Here is a 20,038-nt window from a genome sequence, read left to right on the forward strand (position 1 = left end):
CTCAGCCGTGCACCGCTGTGGCCTGGCCCGACGGCAGCGGCACCGGCACCGACGCGACCGCCTGCCGCAGCACCTCGGCGGGCGTGACACCCCGCACCTGCGCGTCCGGGGTGAGCAGCAACCGGTGCGCGAACACCGGCTCGACGAGCGCCTTCAGGTCCTCCGGCATGATCCAGCCCCGGCCGTCGATCAGCGCGTACGCGCACGCCGCCCGGGTCAGCGCGATCACCCCGCGCGGGCTCACCCCGACCCGCACCTGCGGATGGGTACGCGTCGCCGCGGCCAGCCGCACCGCGTACGCGTATAGCGGCTCGGCGATGTGCACCCGCCGGGCCATCTTCACCATCTCGCCCACAGTGGCGGTGTCGGTGACGGCGGTCAGCGAGTCGGGGGAGCGGACCGTGGCGCCGCGCAGCACCTCCACCTCGACCGCCTCGTCCGGGTAGCCGACCGACAGCTTCACCAGGAACCGGTCGAGCTGCGCCTCGGGCAGCCGGTACGTGCCGTCCATCTCCACCGGGTTCTGCGTGGCCACCACCAGGAACGGCTGCGGCACCGGATGCCGTACGCCGTCCACCGTGACCGTCCGCTCCTCCATGACCTCCAGCAGCGCCGACTGCGTCTTCGGCGACGCCCGGTTGATCTCGTCGGCGATCACGATGTTGGCGAACACCGGCCCCGGGTGGAACTCGAAGCCCCGGCTGGCCTGGTTGAAGATGGTCACCCCCGACACGTCGGAGGGGAGCAGGTCCGGCGTGAACTGGATCCGCCGCCACTGCCCCTTCACCGTCGCCGCGACGGCACGGGCCAACGTGGTCTTGCCCACGCCCGGCACGTCCTCCAGCAGCACGTGCCCCTGCGCGAACAGCGCGGTGAGCGCGAGCCGCACCACCTGCGGCTTACCCAGCACGACCGCGTTGACGTTGTCGGCCAGCCGGGCGGCCAGGGCGGCGAAGCCCTGCACCTCCGGCTGGCTCAGCGGTTCGTGCGTGTTCACGGATGCGCCTCTCGGACGGTGCGGTCAGCAGGCGGGCAGCACGTTGAGGTCGTCGCCGCCCTCCAGGTTGAGCCAGGCCCACGGGATGTACGTCTTGCCCTTGTACTCCACCTGGACCCACCAGGTGCTCTGCTTGTTGTTGTTGTAGATCCAGGCGTCCACGTCCTCGCCCTTCACCTTGCAGTACGTGCGCAGCCGCCGGCCGTCCGGCACCCAGCCGGCCTGACGGTCGTTGTCCTGCCGCGGGACCTCGAAGATCTCGTTGCCGTTGCGGCCCGGCACGTCCCTGTCGCAGTACGTCCGCTGGTCGCCGTCCGGACCGTTCTTGCAGGTGGCGACGCCGTACACCGGGTCGGTGGTCTGCGCGCGCGAAGCGGTGCCCTTACCGGCGGCGTTGGATGCGGTCAGCGTCACCGTGTACGCGGTCCCCGGCGTCAGCCCGGTCACCCGCAGGCTGGAACAGCTTCCGCTCGCCGACTTCCCGCCGGTCGCCGCCGTGCAGGAGGCGCGGCCACCGCCCGCGTCCACAGTGAACGTCACAGTCACCGACGTGGCGTCCGCCGACGAGCCGGTCACCGTGATCCGGGGCTCGGCCACCGTCCGCGCGGTGGTGCTCGCCTCCGGTCCCGGCCCCGCCTCGTTCACGGCCTTGACCTTCACCGTCACGTTCTGGCCGTTGCCCAGGCCGCCCACGGTGGCCTGCACGTCGGTCACCTCGACCGACTTCCCGGCCGCCTCCACCACGTACTTCGTCACCGGGCGGCCGTTGTCCACCGCCGGGGACCACTGCACCGCGATCGTGCCCGGCTGGTCGGCGACAGTCGACGCCCGCAGTTCGGTCGGTGCCTTCGGCGTGGTGAACGGCACCACAGTGTTGCTCACCGGAGACGCCTTCGACCCGGCGCCCTTGTCGCTCACCGCGGTCACCGTGAACGCGTACTGGGTGCCGTACTCCAGTTGCCCGGCCGGCACCACCAGCTCCGTCTTCGCCGACTCGCCAGCCGGGGCGCTCGCACCCGCCGAGGTCGCCGTCACCGCGTACTTCGCGATCGTGTTGCCCTGGCCGTCGGCCTCGGGCCAGCTCACCCGCACCGTGCCGTCCGGCCGCGCCTCGGCGGTCACCGACGCCGGCGGGTCCGGCACCTCGGCGGTCGGCACCACCGGGTTGCTGCGCCGCGGCGGCCCCTCACCCTTGGCGTTCACCGCGTGCACCGAGAACGTGTACGTCTCACCGTTGGTCAGACCGGTGACCTCCAGCGCGCGCTGGTTCGCGCCGACCTGGTGGGTCTGACCGGCGCCCTCCACCACGTACCGGGTGATCTCGGCGCCGTTCGACGCGGCGGCCTGCCAGCTCACCCGCGCCGACGCGTCACCGGCGGCGGCCGTGACCGACTTCGGCGCACCCGGCTTGGACACCTTCGGCTTCTTCGGCGGGGGCGGCGGCGGAGCCACCGGCGGCGGATCGCCGCCCAGCACGTCGTTGGCGTACTTGTCGACCTCACGCACCTGGTTGCGGTCGTCGACCACCTGCGCGGTGGACGAGTCCGGCGGGTTGATGAACAGGTGATTCTCGCGCACCTCCAGCTCGACCGGGCCGGGCCGGCCGGAGCCCTTGACGGTCTGCACGAGCTGACCCTCGGCGTCGAAGGCGTACACCGTGCCGGTGGTCTCGTCGGCGCAGTAGAACCGGCCCGCCCACGACACCGCCGGGCTCAGCCGCGCGCCGGTGCCGGGCACCGTGAACCGCTTCACCTCGCGGCTGTCCCGCACCACGTGCACCGACCGGTCACCGGAGACCGTGACCGGCACCTGCGGCCCGCTGGTACGCGTCGGCAGGTTCCCCGGCGCGGTCATGCTCAACTCCGCCCGCTGGGTCTGCCCGCCGACCACAGTCACCAGCGACGCCGAAGTGCGGTCCAGCACCGCCACACCCTCGTCCAGCGTGGACACCACCAGCTCGTGCGCCGGCTCGGCCACGTCGTACGTCTCGACCCGCTTCGGGCTGAGCCCGGCCGGTGGCGCGTCACCCGGCGTCTCCGGCAGCTCGGCGGCGGTCACCGCCGAGACGGTGCCCTCACTCGGCACCGCGACCCAGAGCTTGCCGGCACCGTCGAACGTGCCGCCGGTGATGCCCGGCGGGTAACGCACCGGCTCGCCCACCGGCGTCAGCGCCCGCGGGTCGAGCTGCCGGACGATGCCCTGCACCGCGTCCACCACGAACGCGGAATCCTCGTGCAGCGCCACGCTCACCCCGAACCCCGGCGCGGTCGGCGTCGTCGCGGTGATCTGCAACGTCGCCAGATCCAGCGAGCTGACCCGGCCGGTGTTGAGGTCGCGCAGGATCAGCAGCCGGTCGGTCTGGGCCACCTGCATCTGGTGCCGCCGCCCACCCGGCACCTCCATCCGGGTGTCCACCCGCGCGGTGACGCCGTTGACCCGGGCCAGCTCACTGCGGGTGGTGCTCCACAACCAGGACGACGCGTCGAAGCTCGCCACCGCATTGTCGGCCGCACCCAGCCCGAGCACCGTCAAACCCATCGCGGCCAGCAGCGCGGCCACCGTGCCGATGGTCACCAGCCCGCCGCGCATCCGCGACCGTGGACGAGCCTGCTCCGGCCCGGTGCCCGTGACGTCCTCGATGGTGGTCACTGCCGGCTGCCTCCCCGTGTCGGTGGGGGAGAGACGCCGAGCACGGCCGACCCTCCCCAGAGCCGGGAGCCATCATAGGTGCCGTCCGGAGCCGGTGAAACCCGCACCGTCCTCCTGTGGACACCGAGCGTGTCGTCTCAGTTCGGCGTGCCGCCGCCCTCCCGGTCCGTGCAGACCTGGCCCGAGGTGGCATACGAGTCGGTCGAATAGACAGCCAGCACCGTGAAGCAGTAGTCCAGCTTCGCGCTCAGCCCGTTCACCGTGTACCGGGTCTGCCCGGCGTCCACAGTCGCCATAACCCCGAGCTTCTGCCCGGCCCGGCCACCCGCCACCACGAACGGCACCCCGCCGTTCGTCGGATCGGTCCAGGTCACCGTCACGGTCGTGGTGTCGTCGCGCAGCTTCAGGTCACCCGGCGGCGGCCCGGCCACCTTCGGCGACGCGGAGCCGGACGCGGGCGCGGGAGCCGGAGGCGGCGCCGCCTCCCGGTTCAGCAACACCGCGCCGACACCGACCACCGCGACCACCGCGAGCACCGCACCCCCGACCACCAGGGCCAGCACCGTCCGGTTGCGGCCGTGCTCCGGTTCCTCCGTCTCGGGGTACGCAGCCGGCGGCTGGTGGAACATCGGCGGGGCCGCCGGCCACGCGCCCTGATCTGGCTGGGCCGGCGGCTCCGGTCGGGTGGACTCGGGGAAGTCCAGCAGGTCCTCGTAGATCGTCATCTGCCGGTTCGGTTCCGGCGCGTCCTGCTCCGGTTCGCCTGCCGCGTCGGCGGGCGCCGGCTCGTCCTCTTCCGGCTCGGGTCGGGTGGGCCGGTCGACCGGCTGGGACGGGGCGGCGCTGCTCCACGGCGGCGCGACCATGCCCCACGGCGGTACGGAGGAACCGCTGACGGGTGCCGCGCTGACCGGTGCCGCGGGTGGTCCGCTGACCGGCGGTGGGTAGGTGCCGGGGGGAGCGCTCACCGGTGGGTGTCCGGCGGGCGGCGCGCTGACCGGCGGTGGGTAGCCGGGTCCGGGCGGTCCGCTGATCGGCGGGCCCGGAGGCCCGCTGACGGGTGGTGCGGGTGGTGCGCCGGTCAGCGACGGGTAGCCGGGTGCGGGTGGCCCGCTGATCGGCGGGCCCGGAGGGCCGCTGACGGGTGGCACGGGTGGTCCGCCTGCCGGCGTCGGGTAGCCGGGTGCGGGTGGTGCGCTGATCGGCGGCGGATAGGCCGGTGCGGGTCCGCCGGCCGGTGGCGGGTAGCCCACTGCCGGTGCGGCGCTGACCGGCGCGGCGGGCGGGCCGCTGACCGGTGGGGGGTAGCCGCTTACCGGAACCCCGCTGACCGGCTGTCCGGGAGGGCCACTGACCGGGTGCGTGGGCGGCGCGCTGACCGGCGACGTCGAGGGCGATCCGACGGGCGGTGCGCTGACCGGCGGTGCGCTGATGGGTGCTGGGTTGACGGGTGCGGCACTGACGGGCGCGACGCTGGTGGGCGGTGGGCTGATGTGGGGTGCGGCGGGCAGCGGTGCTCGGCCTGCCGGAGGCGCACCGGCGTCGGGCGTGCCGAGGGTGCCCGACGCACCTACGGAGGGGGCGCCCGGATGCTTCACGCTCGCGGCAGCGTCGGTGACCGGTACACCACCCGAGCCGCCGTCACTCGTATCCGACGGGCTCACCGGCGGTCCGCTGACCGGGGACGTGCTCAGCGGCGGCGCGCTCGCTGCGGGCGCGATCATCCCGGTTGAGCCGGCCGAGGGCGTGTTAGCAGGGGATTTGCTGGCCGGTGGTGCGCTGACAGGGGGTTCGTCGGCGGAAGCGGTCGCTGCGGGATTCGCCGAAGCGTCGCGTGCTGCCTTTGCGGCGTTGCGTTCCGCCTCCTCTTCCAGCAGCGGGCCGATCTGCTGCACCTGGATCGTCGGCTTGTCCCAGCCCGGTCCACCGGGGACGGGCGGCACAGTAGTGGCGCTGGCTCTGCTCGTTTCGGTATCGGCCGAGTCCGTATCGGCAGTCCGATCCATATCGGCGGCTCGGCTCGTATCGGCGCGTGGGGGAGCGGGGACGGCCTCGGTCGTCGGTGTCGCCCGTTGGGCCGGTGCCGGTCGGGGCGCCACGGGGGCCACGGGGGGTGCCGCTGGGGTGGCAGTAGCCGCAGCGGATTCCGCCACCGGCTGGAAAACCGGCACCGGAGGCGCCGTCGAGCCCGGAGTGGTGCCCGGTGGCGGGGCGGACGAGGTCGATCCCGGCGGGGCGACCGGAACTGCCGGCGACGGTGGCAGGACACCGCTCTCCATCGGCGGAACGCGCGGTGCCGGCGGGAGGACGGTCGAAGGTGGCGGTGGCAGGACTCCCGCCGATGGTGTCCGTGACGCAGGCGGAGTGCCTCCGGTGGAGGGCGGCGTCTCGACGACCGGCGTTGCGGGCGGGGGCGGGATGACCGGCGGGGGCGGTAGCGGAGACGCGCCGACTGTCCCGGGCATCTGTGAGGGCGGCGTAACCGCCTTACCCGGCGTCTGCGGCGAGACGCCGACAGTGCCGGACGGCTGCGGCAGGGCGCCAGCAGTGCCGGGTCTCTGTGGCGGGGCGCCAGCAGTGCCGGGTGTCTGCGGGGACGGTAGCGGTCTCCCAGCGGTGCCCGGCACCGGCGGAGGCGGGACCGGAGGCGTGCCGGCCACGCTCGGCGCCGGTGGTGGCGACACTGGAGGCGTACCGGCCACGCTCGGTGGTGGCGGGACCGGACGTGCGGGGGCGGACGGCGCCGAGACGGGCGCGACACGCGCTGCGGCGGCCGAGGACGCCGGGCCCGGCATCGGAGGCACCGCCGGCCTCGCGGGTACCGGCGCGCCGGCCGTGGGTGCCGTCGTCGGCGTTCCCGGCGTTCCCGGTGTTCGCGGTGTTCCCGGGGTTGCCGCCGGGGCTCCGGGGGGCGGCGGGGGCACGGACGTGCCGGAGGTCGCCGGGTCCAGGGGTGCGGCAACGGGGACGCGGGGCGGTACCGGCGTCACGCCGGGAGCGACGGCCGGTCGACCGTAGGTTCCCGGCGGAAGCGGGGTCGCACCTTGGGCCGGTGGAACCGCGGTCACGCCCTGGGCCGGCGGTACCGGGGTGACACCGTGGGCCGGGGGCACCGGGCGGATGCCGGGAGTCTGCGGGGCGGCCCCGGCAGACGGCGGTGTCGCTGGTGCGGTGGGTTCGACGGGCACTACCGGGAACCGGGAGGTGGCCTCTTCCGTGATGGGCGCGAACCGGGTCGTCGCCTCCGAGGCAGCCCTCGAGGCCGGCGCCCACGGACTCGCGGGTCCGCTCGGCCCGGCGGCGGGAGGGTGGTGCGGCGGGGCAGGCGCCACCGGGGGCGGAGGAATGATCGGCGCGGACTGAGGTGGCTGCCCGGCGTGGGGCGCATGCGGTGCCGGGCCCGGGCGGGGAGCCCACTGTGAGCCGGGTACCGGCGGATTCGCTGCGGGCGCACCCGGGGCGACGGGCCGGGGCGGCGCGGGTGCGTGCGGGTGCGGCGGTGGGACAGGCCGCAGCGAGACGGTGGGTTCGGACACTCCGTGCCCGGGGTACCCGGCGGAGGCGGGACCGGGTTGGCCGGGCCGGACCGGGCCGGGGCTCCCGGGCAACGCTGGATCGGCATGTCCGGGCACTGACGGATGGGGGTGCCCGGGACGGCCCGCATTCGGGTATCCGGGCGGGGGCGGAGCGGGGTGCGGTGCGGCAGCGGCGGCGGAGCCGCCGGGGGAGGGCCCATAGCCTGCGGGAGCGGCGGCGGAGCCGCCGAGGTACTGGCGGGCTGCGCGTACCGCGGGGTGGTCCGGACCGAGCACGGCGGACCCGGCGGTCGCCACGCGGCTGTAGTTGCGGCGGGCCTCGTGCCGGTTGCCCAGCTCCTCGGACACCCCGGCGAGGTCGAAACTGAGCGCGAGCATCAGCGGGTCGGCCTCGCCGCGGCGGCGCTCGCCGGCCGCGTAGGCCTCTTCGAGTACGCGCCGGGCGGCTGCCGGGTCGTCGGCCTCGCGGTGCAGCCGGGCCAGCAGGTGACCGGTGGCCAGGACGTCCTGGTGGTCCTCGCCGTACGCCGGGCGGGCCGCGATGATCGCGTCGGCGAGCAGGCGGCGGGCGCTTGTCAGGTCACCCGCGGCGCGTAGCGCGAGGGCCTGGTGTTGAGTGGCGATCAACGGGGAGGGGTGGGACACGTGAGCAATGCTGCCCGGAATCGCCTGTTGCGCGCTACCCACCCGATCGTTGTGGCCGCTGACCTGCGCAAACGTCCCACGGTGGAGCTGATGTGCATGATCGTTCTGGGCCGTGTACAGTAATGCCCCGTGCGGCCCGCCAGGCCGACCGATGCGGTGAGTAGCTCACATTGGTCGACCGGGTAGGCTGGTACGTGCAGGTCCGGGTGGCGGAATGGCAGACGCGCTAGCTTGAGGTGCTAGTGCCCGTATAGGGCGTGGGGGTTCAAGTCCCCCCTCGGACACTCCCGCGTAGCAACCGTGCGACGTTGGACGTACAGGTGGTCAAGCATGCTTGACCACCTGATTTCACTCTCTGTTACCGCCGTTGGTGGCAGCCTCGTCGTTGGGCGAGGTGGGTCATGACAGACCGGCCAATCGATTCAGTGATCCCGGCGGTGGTTCCGTCAGGCGGGTTCAAGATCCGCGGCGACTCGCGTGCCGCGATGAAGCGACCGCCTCTGCCGCTGGCGCGGCTTGCTCCTACTCGTGACAGCAGCGCGGTGTATGGGCTGGCGACGCTTGATGTGCATGGCCGCGTCGCCGATCGGGCGGTGATGACCGCGCTCGGCTGGGGTCCTGGCCTCAGGCTGGGCATCAGGGAAAGCGGCGGTCTGATCATCGTCGGAGCTGACCGGCAGGGCGTGTTCCGGGTGACCAGGGAAGGTCACGTGCGGCTGCCGGCGGTGGTCCGGCAGTGGTGTGGCCTGACGGCCGGCGACCGGGTACTGCTGGCCGCGGACCCGGCTGCGGGTCGTCTGGTGCTTCACCCGCCGGCTTCGCTGGATGCGGTGGTTGCCCGAGTACATGCCGAAGCGCTCGGTGGTGATGAGGCGTGAGCGGCACTGCTGCGGGCAAAGCGGAGTTGGATGCGGCTCGCTTGTTGCTGGCGCGGATGGGGATTACGCCGGCGGACCTTATCGAGGCGGCGTCGCCTCGCCCTCCGGCACCGACCTTCGCTGAGTACGTGCCGGTGGTGGCGGCAGCGGTCAGTGCCGGTACCCGCCGAGCGTACGGGTCGTACTGGAAGCGCGTTGTCGAGCAGTGGGGGCAGCGGCGGCTGGACGAGCCGACACCGTCGGAGATCGAGCGGCTTGCGGAGTACGTCAAGTCGCACGTAGTAGCCCGCCGCAACGCGCGGGGTGGGCGCAGCGCGGCAGAGCATCTGATCGCGTCGTTGCGGTGCCTATACCGGCGGGCAGTCGCCGACGGTTTCATCGCGGAGGCGGATAACCCTGCGTTGAAGGTGGCGAAGCCGCGGCGGTTGCCGAGTACCCGGCGGGCGTTGGCGGACACGCGGCTGGCGGAGATCAACGAGGTCGCGGCATCTACAGGTGACGATCCGGCGTTGGACAGTCTGCTGTTGCGGTTGCATACCGAGACGGCGTGCCGCCGGGGCGGGGCCCTGGCCTTGCGGCCGGTCGACCTGGACCCGGATCAGTGTCTGATCCTGCTGCGGGAAAAGGGCGAGACGGTACGGTGGCAGCCGGTGTCGCCGACGCTGATGCGGTATCTGCAGCGGCACGCCGAGCAGCGGCACGCCACCGAGATAGGACCGTTGTTCCGGTACCGCAGCGGGCAGCCGATCACCTACCGGCGCTACGACCACCTGTGGGTGCGTATCGGTGAGCACCTGCCCTGGGCGCACACGCAGCAGATCAGCACACACTGGCTACGGCACACCACGTTGACGTGGGTGGAGAGGAACTTTGGCTACGCCGTCGCCCGCGCCTACGCTGGTCACACAGGCAGCGGCGGTGACGCGGGAACCACCGCCACCTACGTTCGCGCCACCATTCACGAAGTAGCCGCCGCGCTCGCGGCACTTACCAATGAGCCGCATCCACTGGCTTGAGTTGGGCTGGAGTGGGTCCTGACTCAAGATGAGGTCGGGGCCCACTCGGCCGTAGGGCTGCGGCTGCTAGCTGCTCGTTGAGGCATCCGCGGCGCGGTTGCCGGGCGGTGGTCATGGTGAACGCCGCAGCTCCCGTGACCTCGCACGAAGACTGGTGTCCGAGGCCCAAATACCCTCCCGTGACGGACGTGGATGTCATGTTGGCGTAGCCACACGCGCCGGTGGCGCTGAAACCGCCCGTACGGGGGTTCCGGCCAGCTCGCGAACTCCTCGACGGGATCGACGCCGTGTTGCGGGAGACCCCACGGAGCGCCGCGCGTGCCCGCTCCCAGGGCGTCGGTGGGGCAGATGCGATGCTTGTGCCGTGCCCGATGATGCTCCCGCCGCAGACAGCCAACGGCCATTCGAAGAGCCGATCCGGCTCGTCGGCGGCGTCAACTTCACGACGTGGCCCGATCTCAAATGGAGCCGAGGGAAGTCACACATCGCCGCCCTGCAGTCGAAGTTCGGTGAGTGGCACGCCAGCGCGCCCGTGTCCGTGGACGCGGTGTTGCGCGACGACCGCCAAGGGATCGACCTCGTTGCCCGGGTCCCGCGCGGGATACCGAAGCACGAGTGGTCGCTCGATCTCGGCGATGCCCTGCACAACCTCCGAAGCGCGTTCGATGCCGTGGCCTGGGGTATGGCGCACTTCGACGACGCACAACCGACCCGCCCGAAACGCGTCACCTTCCCGATCTGCGACGACGAGAAGCAGTGGGGCGAGGCCGTCAAGGCTTGGATCGGTGAGATCCACCCGGAGTTCCAGGAACGGCTCCGGATCATGCAACCGTTCACCTACGTGCCAGCCGAGGGTGTGTCGGTGCTGTCGATGCTCCACGACCTCGATATCCAGGACAAGCACCGCGACATCTTGACGGTCTCGGCCGACCTACACGAGATCAACCTCGGCGGATCGTTCGAGTACGAGAACCATGACACCCAAGCCACGCCACGCATCGACATGCGCTCAGACGTCAAGTTCGGAGATGGCGTGGTGCTCGGGACGATCCATGCCGGAGCGCTGATCAGGATGGTCGGCCGGATGGTCCTCCGCCCGAGCATGAAGGTGCAACTCACCTACCGAGACACGACGCACGACGTGATGCCGATGCTCCAGCAGTTCGTCGTGGAGACACGGCGTTACCTCGACATCCTGATGCATGGGCTGGCCGCACCCGGTGAAACCGACGAGGCGGAGTGGTCGTCGATGGACGTAGGCCCGCCTCCGGCGTAGTCCACGGCGAAGTGCTTCCTGGTCGGGCCAGCATCCGACGTGCGCGTTCTGTGCGCCCACGCCTACCTTGCCGTCACCGCCGTCCACGCCAAAGGGGGCGCCGAAGCCGACCACGACGGTCTCATTCCCCTCGCCCTCGGCGAGGTCCGACGTCTGCTGGCGCACCTGACCACCACCACCCGGCCCTTCGACCACGTACATCGATGGTCACGATGGCGACGCCGAACACCAGTACCGCGCCAAAACAGCCCACTACCAAGCGAAGACTCAGACCCCATCAAGTGCGGCTGGAGTATTAGAACGCTGGGCGGCTTCCCGCCGATGGGTGAGGCTATGGCGGGTTCGCAGGGTGTGGGGTGGTCGGCACCGAGTACCCGCAGTTGGTCTGTGGGCAGCGTCTCAAACGCGATGGCGGCATGGTCGTCGGCCTGCCGGGCCACCGGGCGATGTTGTGGCGGGTGAGCAAGGTGTGGGGGTGGCCCAAGCACCCGCAGCCGATCGGTGAGCAGGGTTTCGAAGGGTGGCGGCGCCGGCCGGGTCGCCGGCCCCGCACCGCTGGAAGGCGGATGCACTGTGGCGCGGAGAACCGGGTAAGTTGCATTCGATCACGAGCACGAGGCGGCTACAAAAGAGGGTCACTGACGGATCGCTTGGCCACCGCCGCGCAAGGAGCTAAGAGCGCCAGTGGGCAAGTGGCGGCCCTCGCCGCAGTCGTCGCCCGGCTCACCGAACGAGAAGGGTCCCGCGAGCGTGGATATCGTGTCGTACAACCCGGGTCACGACGGAGCCTTCGTCCACCTTCGCGACGGTTACCTCGTCTCCTCTGTCGAAGCGGAGAAGGACTCCAACTACCGGTACACCCCGATGTCCAGTCGCGACATGCTCGACGCCTTCGGACGGCTAGAGCAAGTGCCCGACGTGGTATGCACTGGGGGTTGGTGGCCGCGTGAGGCGCGCCCGACCGGGTCACCGTCCCACGTTGGGTATCGCGGCATCGTTAAAGACGAAATCACTGTGGAGCATCGCCGCCTGCTCGGCAAGTCGATTCCGTTTTTCTCCTCTTCTCACGAGAGGTCGCACCTGCTCTGCGGATTTGGCATGTCACCCTTTCCCCAGGGCTCGCCTTGCTATGCACTGGTGTGGGAGGGGGCGATCGGCGCGTTCTATGAGATCGATCCGGACATGAACATAACGTTGATCGCCGACGTAATGAGCGAACCAGGTGATCGATACGCCTCGATCTATGGATTAGCAGATCCGACCTTTCCCAAGAATGCGCCGTTCTCCCGCTTCTCGGATGCAGGCAAGTTGATGGCGCTCGCCTCTTTCTCAGAAAGAGGCACGCCCACCGCCGAGGAGGAAGATTTGATGGCCTTCCTTCTATCTTCGGAACACGTTCGGCTTGACCTCTACGACCGACTGGAGTCTTCCGCGTACTACAACGTAGGCACGGATGACACAGAGTTCCGCAACTTCGCGGGCATCTTTAGCGACAGAATCTTCGACACCTTCTACCGCTTCGCTAAAACGAATCTGCGCAAGAACCTGCCTTTGGTCATCGCTGGAGGTTGCGGCCTGAACTGTGACTGGAACTCGAAGTGGAGGGAAGCCGGCATCTTTTCCGAGGTCTTCGTGCCACCCGTTGCCAACGACTCCGGCTCGGCAATCGGGACAGCGATTGACGCTCAACTGCACTTCACCGGCAACGCAAAGATCAAATGGGACGTCTATTCCGGACTGCCGTTCAGGATGGATTCACCCGTCGCCGCCGGTCGCTACGACGTCCGAGACGCGAGTTACGAGGACGTCGCCCACATGCTAAGTAGCGGCCTAATCCTTGGCTGGGTCAACGGCCGGTACGAGATCGGCCCTCGCGCCCTGGGCAATAGGTCCATCCTCGCCTCGCCTTTCGATGACAGCACGAGGGTGCGCCTGAACGAGATCAAGCAGCGCGAGCAGTTCCGGCCAATCGCGCCTGTCTGCCTAGAAGATGATGCGGCGCGGTGGTTCGGCTGTGATCGCGAAAGCCCGTTCATGCTGTACACCTACCGAGCCAACACGGACGCGCTGGCCGCAGTAACGCACGTAAACGGCACGGCCCGGCTCCAAACTGTAAGCCCAAGTACGAACGCCCAACTCTACGAGCTGCTCCTTGCCTTCAAGGCACGCACCGGATACGGAGTCCTGTGCAACACATCTCTCAACTTCAACGGGAAGGGATTCATCAACAACCTGTCGGACCTCGATACCTACACGGCAGATCATGAACTGGACGGTTTCGTCGTCGAGGGGCGTGCGTATCTCCGCCGGAGTTCCGAGCGCTACATCGCATATCGGAAAGATGGGGGTCGGTGAGACCGACGAGGCGCGACACAGAGAAACCGTTGATCGCTCCAGCGCCGGACGCTCCCGTAACACGCGGCCCTCGCCAAGGAACCTCGGCAACGGATTCGTACCCGCCAGGCTTCGAAGAGGACGACCGTCTGCGTTCTGACTTCATTCGAGACTTGACGTTGCGGCAACTACGAAGCCCTCGAGCATCTTCGGGATCCAGGCACGCAGATCATGCAGGGTCTATACCCAGAACCCTGGTGCGGTTCTGGCACGACCCGTGCGACGTACCACCGGACGTCCGTAAGTGCCTGGAGAGTTGGGATGCGCTGCGCGACGAAGGTTTCTCGTTCCGGATGTTCGGCGATGCCTCGGCAGCGGCCTACATCGAGGAGCGGTATGGTCCGCGGGAGCTTGCGGCGTTTGCGCGATGCAGGCATCCCGCAATGCGCAGTGACTATCTACGCATGTGCTTCGTGCTAGCGGAGGGCGGCCTGTATGTCGACGCAGACGATGTGCTGCTTGGCGACGGCTGGAACGACGTCTTCCGCGATGGCACGCTAAAGGTCCACCCGCTGTGTTATGACGTGACTGCCGGCGGCATGGTGCCAGGGTCTGAACTGCGGAGAATCGACTTGCCGACGGACGGTCGCATCTTCTACGTCAACAACAACCCGATCGCCGCCCCAGCCGGTCATCCAGTCCTGCGGCGGGCGCTCGCGCGTGCGACCGACACCCTGCTTGGAGATGAGCCAGCGCCGGAGATTCAGGCGACGACCGGTCCCGGGAACCTTACCGCTGTTCTAGCCGCGCACGCCCGCGAGTCGCAGATTAGTGGCACCATGCCAGACTTCGAGTTGCTCCTCGACTGGGAGGAAATCGCGGAGCCGTGCTGGGACCTCGCATATCGCAACGACGTCCGCAACTGGCGCAACATGGACAGCTGACGAGGCCCTCAATGAACATCAACAACTTGGTCAGTCCAGTGCGAGCGCTCGCGTTCCGAACATGGCGCTCCCTGACCGTGTTCGTCCCAGGTCGCCGAGTTCGGGCCTTCGGTCGAGGCACAGGCCAGATTGGAGCGATCATCGTCATCAACCTGGACAGGCAGCCGAGGCGATGGCGGCGCGTGACAAAAGAGCTAGGCCGGTTCCGGACATCCGAGGGCATTCCGTTGACGTCGATCACACGGCGACTCGCAGCAGTCGATGCGCGGGACGGACGCGCCGTAGCGGCGACCGTTGACGTGGACGTGATGTATCGAATCGGCGATCAGTTGCACGTGCAACCCGACGCCCGACTGGCAGAGTGTTTCGCCGAGGATGAGCCGGTGCGGATGTCGCGGCAAGAAGTGGCGGTGGCGCGGTCGCACGTGGAGGTCTGGAAGGCTGTCGCGAACGGGACCGAGGACTACGTTCTCGTGCTGGAAGACGACGTCTGGTTCAAACCTGGCGCCCCAGCTGCCATCGATCGCGGCTGGCGCGCCGCCCTCGACCGGTGCACAGCCGAAGGTGGACCGAAGCTGCTCTACCTTTCGTACTCTGACGCCGGCGGAACTGCGGCGCGCGACGAAGCTTGCGACATCCTCTTTCGACCTTCACGCGGCCTGTGGTTCCTCTCGGGTTACGTACTCTCGCGCAAGGGAGCCGCCGCGCTCCTTCGCGCAATGCCCGTGGTCGGACCCGTCGACCTATGGATGAACTACCGGTTTGCAGAACTCGGTGCGCTGGCACTCACTTCGCCCGCGATCGCGCAGAGGCATGACGAAGCGTCCGACAATGCCTACTCGGTCCTGCCCTACCTGGCCCGCGCTGGGATCGTCGATTCTGGGCAGGGAGCCAAGCCTCCTGACCTATCGCGCACTGGTCCAGTGCTGGCGTGGACCGGGGGCGGGGAGCAGGAAAGCCTCGCCATGGCGCTGTCGATGCTCGGGCTGCGCGTCCGCGCGTTCGACGGCGATGAGGAACCGATGCACGAGCGAGAACTGAAGGAGGTGTTGAAGACCTTCGACGCCCTCGTTGACGCTCCGCTCGTGCCCGCCGCGCTTGCCGCCGCGGTGGCGAACGAGCGTTCGGTTATCCTCCTGGAGGCGGACGCGCAGACACCAGCGGGTCTGGAGCTAGACCAACTGCCGCTGTCGCGGTCGGCCGTTCTGGCACCCCGTGATTCCTTGGGCGGATCGTGGAGAGGCCTATGCGGTGTGTTGGGCCTTGTCGAGCCCATCGAACCCTTCCCGGCCGGAACTCCGCGAGCTTTCCGCCTGTTCCGAGACCAACGCCCGACCGCACGACTCGGCACCGCTGCGCGGCTACGGCGGGACAACTTCGCGATGGACGACTCGCCCTGGGTCCTTCCTGCGTCGAGCGGATGGCGGCCGATGCAGAACGCGCGCCGTTCCGTGCGCGCGGCCGGCCTGGCCATTGCCAAAGCCTCCATGACAGAGGCGTCGGCATCGTTCCCTGGTCTCATCGAGACTTTTCCGGGCAACCTGGCGTCGTTCGCACCGGAAGGTCTCCAGCACAGCGACGAGGGCGCGCAACTAGTGATTGACGCCATCGAAAGCGGCTCCCGACCGTACCGGTCGGGAGCCTTCGCATCCGTACGCTCGTTCCCGCATGGGCGCTTTGAGGCAGAGATAAGGGCAGCGCCAGGCTCGGGGCTCGTTACCGGATTCTTCCTGCATCGCGACACACCACGGCAGGAGATCGACATCGAGTTCGCGGGCGCCGATCCCCGGCGAATGCTGGTCAACGTGTATTTCAATCCTGGCGACGACGGTACCGCCATGGGCTTCGGATACCGTGGCTCGCCCTGTCGGATCGACCTCGGCTTCGACGCCACCGCAGACTTCCATCGATACGCCATCGACTGGCGGCCAGACCGAGTGACTTGGCTGGTCGACGGCAGAGTCGTCCATGAGCGTGTCGGCTGGGATCCGACACCGATCCCTCACCTGAAAATGCGCGTTCATGCCAACCTGTGGGCGCCCCGCTCCGACGAACTCGCCGGACGCATTGACGAGCGCAAGCTGCCCGCGGCCGCTGCCTTCAGGAACGTGCTGGTGACCGAGTGAGCCATTCAGCGTAATGGCGACGCTGGGTAGCCGATATCGCCGGTGGTGCGGTAACACGCCGGATTGGTTGTGGTGCAACGAGAAGACGCAGAACTTGGGTATGAAGGTGGTCCTCCGACAGATCAACTTCATAAGGGTCCTGCGTCGACGATGAGTGTGTCACATACGGCCGAGCTGCCGGTACGCGAGGCGACGGTGGCGTTCCTGGCCGGGCTGCTGGCCGATGAACGTCTGCGGCGGAGAACCCGCGCCGATACCCGCGGGTTATCCTGCCGTGACCAAGCGGTGCTCGTCCTGCGCTGGTTTTTGGACGGCACGCGAATGGCCCAGTTGGCCCGGCATAACGCGATCAGCAAGTCGACCGGCTACCGGCTATGACTATCTGCGCGAAGGCATCGATGTCCTGGCTGCCCGATCACCTGGGCTATGCGGAGCGCTGCTGCCCGCGAAGGCGGCCGGGTTCGGCCACGTGAACATCGACGGGATGCTGGTCGAGACCAACCGCTGCCGCACCCCTGACCCCACCCGGGGCGTGGATTTGCGGTGGTCAGACAAGCGCGACCACCACGGCGGCAACATTCAGGTGATCACCATCCCGGACGGCTGGCCGATCTGAACGTCGCAGGTGCGGCCCGGCCGGGAGCACGACACCACCCCGTTACGCGCCCACACCGAGATCCTGCCGAGCCTCGTCCAAGCCGGCGATGACCTGCCATCGCCGCCTCATTTTCAGCGGGATGAATGCGCCAGATCGCTTCCCACCCGCACCTCAACCGTGCAAGGGGAGTCGCCGGTCCTCGGCGACGTCGCGACGGGCTGGTGGCGCGAGGAATTGTTCGACTCCATCCAGGCCTCCGGTTGGGGGTTTGCGGCCGTTGACCTGCTCAGAAGCGGGATGTCCACAGGGCGGAACCCGGCGGGGTGGACGGTGGCGGCCGATTGACGGAGTCTGCTCGCATGGAGTTTGCGGAAGCAGCCAACGTCCTCGCCGGGCGTCTCGCCGCTGGCGACGACAGCCTCGCCGCCGCCGGGGCCGTCCACCTGGCCATCGAAGCCTGGAGGCACCTGGGCGGTTTTGATCCCGCGTGGGACCGCTTCGGACTGGAGGTCCTGGACGTCCGCAGCCGCCTTTACGAGGACGACGTCGTCGTGGACGCGGCGGCCCCGGACACCGACGGGTCCGAGGTGCGGGCTGCGGTGAGGGATCTCATTGAGCACCTTGCCCAGTACCACGATCGCCGTGCCGTCGCCCAGGACGGGCTGGCTGGACGACTCGATCACGACGCGGCAGCCGAGCAACTGCGTCGGGCGGCAGCGGCCCTGGTATGACGATCGGCTTCTGGTACGAGGAGGCGCAGCGGGCGATGCGGGCTGCCGCTGCGGCGGTGACCAGACGCCGCGCGGGGACCGCTGGGGAGATCAACGGTCTGGTGGGTGCCCGGTCGGACCTCTATCACCAACTGGCCCGGGTAACGGAGCTGCTGGTCGGCGGTCGTCCAGCGGCGGAGGTGCCGGACAGGGCGTCTGCCGGCCTGGTCCTCGGGCGGCACGGGCAGAGCCTGACCCGGTTCTACGTGGGACTGCGGGCCGCAGCAGTGGTGGACGAGCGGCTACCGCCGGCACCGGAGGTCTCCACTGGCGCGGCGCGGTCGCTGCGGCGGGCCGCTGACGCGATTGGCGTCATGGGTGACATCATCGCCGGTCACGTTCCACCCGGGCGGCGTCCTGGCACTCCGGAGGGGATTGCCATTCGGGCTGGGGGCGGTGTCCAGGGCGGTCTTGGTGACATCGCCCGGCTCGCCGTCGGTGCCGTGCGGCTCGACGGCCGGCTCCCCGCGTGGCTTGACCGGGGCGGACCTCTGGCGCAGACATACAAGCCGGTGGCGGAGGCAGCCAGATGGACGAGCGGCAGCCGGCTGGGTGCCGTCGCCAAAGAGCTGATCGCCGGCGCGAAGACTCAGCCCAACCTCCGCGAGCTTGATATCGCCCGATCGCCACAGCATCCGGCACCGGCGGTAAACACCGTCGATGCGGCGATCGCGGCGGTCCGCGCCGCGCGTACCTGGCTGTGGCTTCACCCCGACCAGGTCACCGGAGCGCACCTCCAGGTCGGGACGCAGCTTGGCCTGGCGATGCACGTCCTCAGCACCGACGGATCCCCGGCGATGATCGGGGGTTGGCGGCAGGCGGCGATCGCCGCTGCCGAGCTGCGCGCGGCACCGGCGGCCGGCCCTGGCCAGGACGCCGCGGCCGAGCTTGGCGAGGCCCTGCGGTGGACCCGGTCGCTGCTGAACCCTGGGGCCCAGGGCCGCATGCCGCATCGGGTCAGGGAGGCTACGCGGCTCGGCAGTGAGATGTTGCTGATGGCCGCCACCCTCCACCGAGGCCTACGTACGGCGATGCAGCGGCGAAACCTGTTCGTTAGGGGGGATACAGTCCTCGAGCGTCCCGCCGGTTCGCTGGTCTATCGAGCCACTCCCCGTTGGCGGCCTGCAACAGTCGGCGATGATCTTGTGCGCGACCTCAGTCGGGCGTTGTGGCAGATTGTCGGGTCCGAGGCCGAGGGTGACCCGGCGAGCATGGTCGCTCATGTGCTTGCCCGACCGCCTCGCCCGCGAGTGGCGAGCCCAGCAGCCGCAGAGAGCCGCAGTCCGAAGCCGGATGTGCTGCCGGACGCGTGCCCGGGGCCCAGGCAGGGAGAGGGTAGACAACCAAACACGGCTGGCGTCGAAACCGTCGCTGCAGTGCCGGGCAGCGAGGCGGTTGAAGAAGGCGGAGAGCCGTTGTCGGGCGAGATTTTGATCGACTAGCTCGGCGGTGCCGAACCGGTACACCTCGTACCCGTTAAACCGCAGTTCCCGGTCTTCCGCGACCAGTTCGGCGTAGCGAGGAGGCTCGGCACGGCCGTCAGGGCGTACGTAGTGCTGGACGCCATCGCACCCGATGACGATGCGGATACCGTGGGGAAGTAGCAGCAGGAAGTACATGCGCTGTCGCGACAGGGGCGGTTTACCTGCGGCATGGTGGGCTCGCGTGCACGGATCGCAATGCAGGTAGACCTGAAGGATCATGGGTCATTGACAGCCTGCCGCAGGATGACGAATTGTTCATCGTCCAGCTTCGGCTCGTTGGCGGCCATGTGCACGACGTCGTTGCCCAGGTACTCGCCAAGCGGCGAGGCCGCCGCGATGGGCGCTGACGGCTGAGTCTAAGTGACCTTGAAGGCCGACAAGGCGGGTATTTGTCGTAGTCGATCTTCGCCCGTTCGGGGTGGCCCCTCACCGACGATGGGCGAGGGGACAGGGATGATGAGCTTTCACAGCCCGCGCAGGCGGTGAGTCCGGCCCGGCGCCGAGTTGCGGCGGATCCCGCGTTGCGCCGGCCCTTCGCGCCGATGCTCGCTGCGCCGGTCGATGTGGTGCCCGAAAATCCCGACCTGCTTCATGAACCCAAGTGGGACGGTTATCCAGAGACTTTGAGGTGTGTCAGGGGCGAGACGTCGCCGCGCAGTCAACCTGACCATGCCAACCCACACGGCTTGATCGAGACCGCGCTGATGTGCTACCGGCAGCTCTGCGACGATGCGGTGTCCGCTTCTGTCGACGGCCTCTAGGTAGTCGGACAACGGGACGTCGCG

At 69.2% G+C, this 20,038-nt stretch carries 11 protein-coding genes, 1 tRNA gene and 2 pseudogenes; 10 read left to right on the top strand and 4 right to left on the bottom strand.

Annotated features, from left to right (window positions below; translation table 11 throughout):
• Position 1 precedes the first annotated feature (1 nt).
• The 4 genes and pseudogenes from ML5_RS20660 to ML5_RS33275 all read right to left on the bottom strand — a co-directional run.
• Positions 2 to 997: a MoxR family ATPase gene (locus ML5_RS20660; protein ID WP_013287288.1), complete on the bottom strand. Its 996-nt coding sequence runs from the start codon at positions 995 to 997 to the stop codon at positions 2 to 4.
• Between the two features lie 24 nt (positions 998 to 1,021).
• Positions 1,022 to 3,586 carry a fibronectin type III domain-containing protein gene (locus tag ML5_RS20665; RefSeq protein WP_201766749.1) on the bottom strand — a complete coding sequence of 855 codons (2,565 nt, stop codon included), beginning with the start codon at positions 3,584 to 3,586 and terminating at the stop codon, positions 1,022 to 1,024.
• A 197-nt stretch (positions 3,587 to 3,783) separates the two neighbouring features.
• On the bottom strand, positions 3,784 to 4,614 hold the full coding sequence (locus ML5_RS20670; protein WP_236619451.1) for a fibronectin type III domain-containing protein: 831 nt from the start codon (positions 4,612 to 4,614) through the stop codon (positions 3,784 to 3,786).
• Positions 4,615 to 7,653: 3,039 nt separating this feature from the next.
• Positions 7,654 to 7,869 (bottom strand): annotated as a pseudogene (locus ML5_RS33275) (hypothetical protein); the annotation flags it as partial.
• A gap of 158 nt (positions 7,870 to 8,027) precedes the next feature.
• On the opposite strand from ML5_RS33275, the gene ML5_RS20680 reads away from it, so the two are divergent.
• The 10 genes and pseudogenes from ML5_RS20680 (at position 8,028) to ML5_RS20730 (ending at position 19,211) form a co-directional block, all read left to right on the top strand.
• Positions 8,028 to 8,111 (top strand) — tRNA-Leu (locus ML5_RS20680).
• Positions 8,112 to 8,228: 117 nt separating this feature from the next.
• On the top strand, positions 8,229 to 8,705 hold the full coding sequence (locus ML5_RS32865) for an AbrB/MazE/SpoVT family DNA-binding domain-containing protein (protein ID WP_236619245.1): 477 nt from the start codon (positions 8,229 to 8,231) through the stop codon (positions 8,703 to 8,705).
• Positions 8,702 to 9,721 (top strand): site-specific integrase, encoded by a 1,020-nt coding sequence (locus tag ML5_RS20690; RefSeq protein WP_041784233.1) that lies wholly within the window; start codon positions 8,702 to 8,704, stop codon positions 9,719 to 9,721. The genes ML5_RS32865 and ML5_RS20690 overlap by 4 nt, the downstream gene beginning before the upstream one ends.
• A gap of 364 nt (positions 9,722 to 10,085) precedes the next feature.
• Complete coding sequence (locus ML5_RS31195; protein WP_013476002.1) at positions 10,086 to 10,997, top strand: hypothetical protein; 912 nt, start codon at positions 10,086 to 10,088, stop codon at positions 10,995 to 10,997.
• A 750-nt stretch (positions 10,998 to 11,747) separates the two neighbouring features.
• Positions 11,748 to 13,352: a carbamoyltransferase C-terminal domain-containing protein gene (locus tag ML5_RS20705; RefSeq protein WP_041784236.1), complete on the top strand. Its 1,605-nt coding sequence runs from the start codon at positions 11,748 to 11,750 to the stop codon at positions 13,350 to 13,352.
• A gap of 236 nt (positions 13,353 to 13,588) precedes the next feature.
• Positions 13,589 to 14,275: a glycosyltransferase family 32 protein gene (locus ML5_RS20710; protein WP_201766701.1), complete on the top strand. Its 687-nt coding sequence runs from the start codon at positions 13,589 to 13,591 to the stop codon at positions 14,273 to 14,275.
• Between the two features lie 11 nt (positions 14,276 to 14,286).
• Positions 14,287 to 16,401, top strand: coding sequence for a family 16 glycosylhydrolase (locus ML5_RS20715; protein WP_013476005.1), 2,115 nt, complete (start codon positions 14,287 to 14,289; stop codon positions 16,399 to 16,401).
• Between the two features lie 150 nt (positions 16,402 to 16,551).
• Positions 16,552 to 17,113 (top strand): annotated as a pseudogene (locus tag ML5_RS32870) (transposase family protein); the annotation flags it as partial.
• 245 nt (positions 17,114 to 17,358) lie between these two features.
• The gene (locus ML5_RS20725; RefSeq protein ID WP_013476006.1) at positions 17,359 to 17,730 is read left to right on the top strand and encodes a hypothetical protein; all 372 of its coding nucleotides are present in this window, start codon (positions 17,359 to 17,361) and stop codon (positions 17,728 to 17,730) included.
• A complete protein-coding gene (locus ML5_RS20730) occupies positions 17,727 to 19,211 on the top strand; it encodes a hypothetical protein (protein ID WP_041784237.1) in 1,485 nt (494 codons plus the stop codon). Before ML5_RS20725 ends, ML5_RS20730 begins: the two co-directional genes overlap by 4 nt.
• The last annotated feature ends 827 nt before the right edge of the window (positions 19,212 to 20,038 follow it).

The sequence above is a fragment of the Micromonospora sp. L5 genome (assembly GCF_000177655.2).
Lineage (GTDB): Bacteria > Actinomycetota > Actinomycetes > Mycobacteriales > Micromonosporaceae > Micromonospora > Micromonospora aurantiaca.

What these genes read in the sequence shown, in the direction of transcription:
- ML5_RS20725 (WP_013476006.1), top strand. Translation starts at nt 17,359, where the DNA reads ATGGAGTTTGCGGAAGCAGCCAACGTCCTCGCCGGGCGTCTCGCCGCT.
- ML5_RS32865 (WP_236619245.1), top strand. Translation starts at nt 8,229, where the DNA reads ATGACAGACCGGCCAATCGATTCAGTGATCCCGGCGGTGGTTCCGTCA.
- ML5_RS20665 (WP_201766749.1), bottom strand. Translation starts at nt 3,586, where the DNA reads ATGCGCGGCGGGCTGGTGACCATCGGCACGGTGGCCGCGCTGCTGGCC.
- ML5_RS20715 (WP_013476005.1), top strand. Translation starts at nt 14,287, where the DNA reads ATGAACATCAACAACTTGGTCAGTCCAGTGCGAGCGCTCGCGTTCCGA.
- ML5_RS20730 (WP_041784237.1), top strand. Translation starts at nt 17,727, where the DNA reads ATGACGATCGGCTTCTGGTACGAGGAGGCGCAGCGGGCGATGCGGGCT.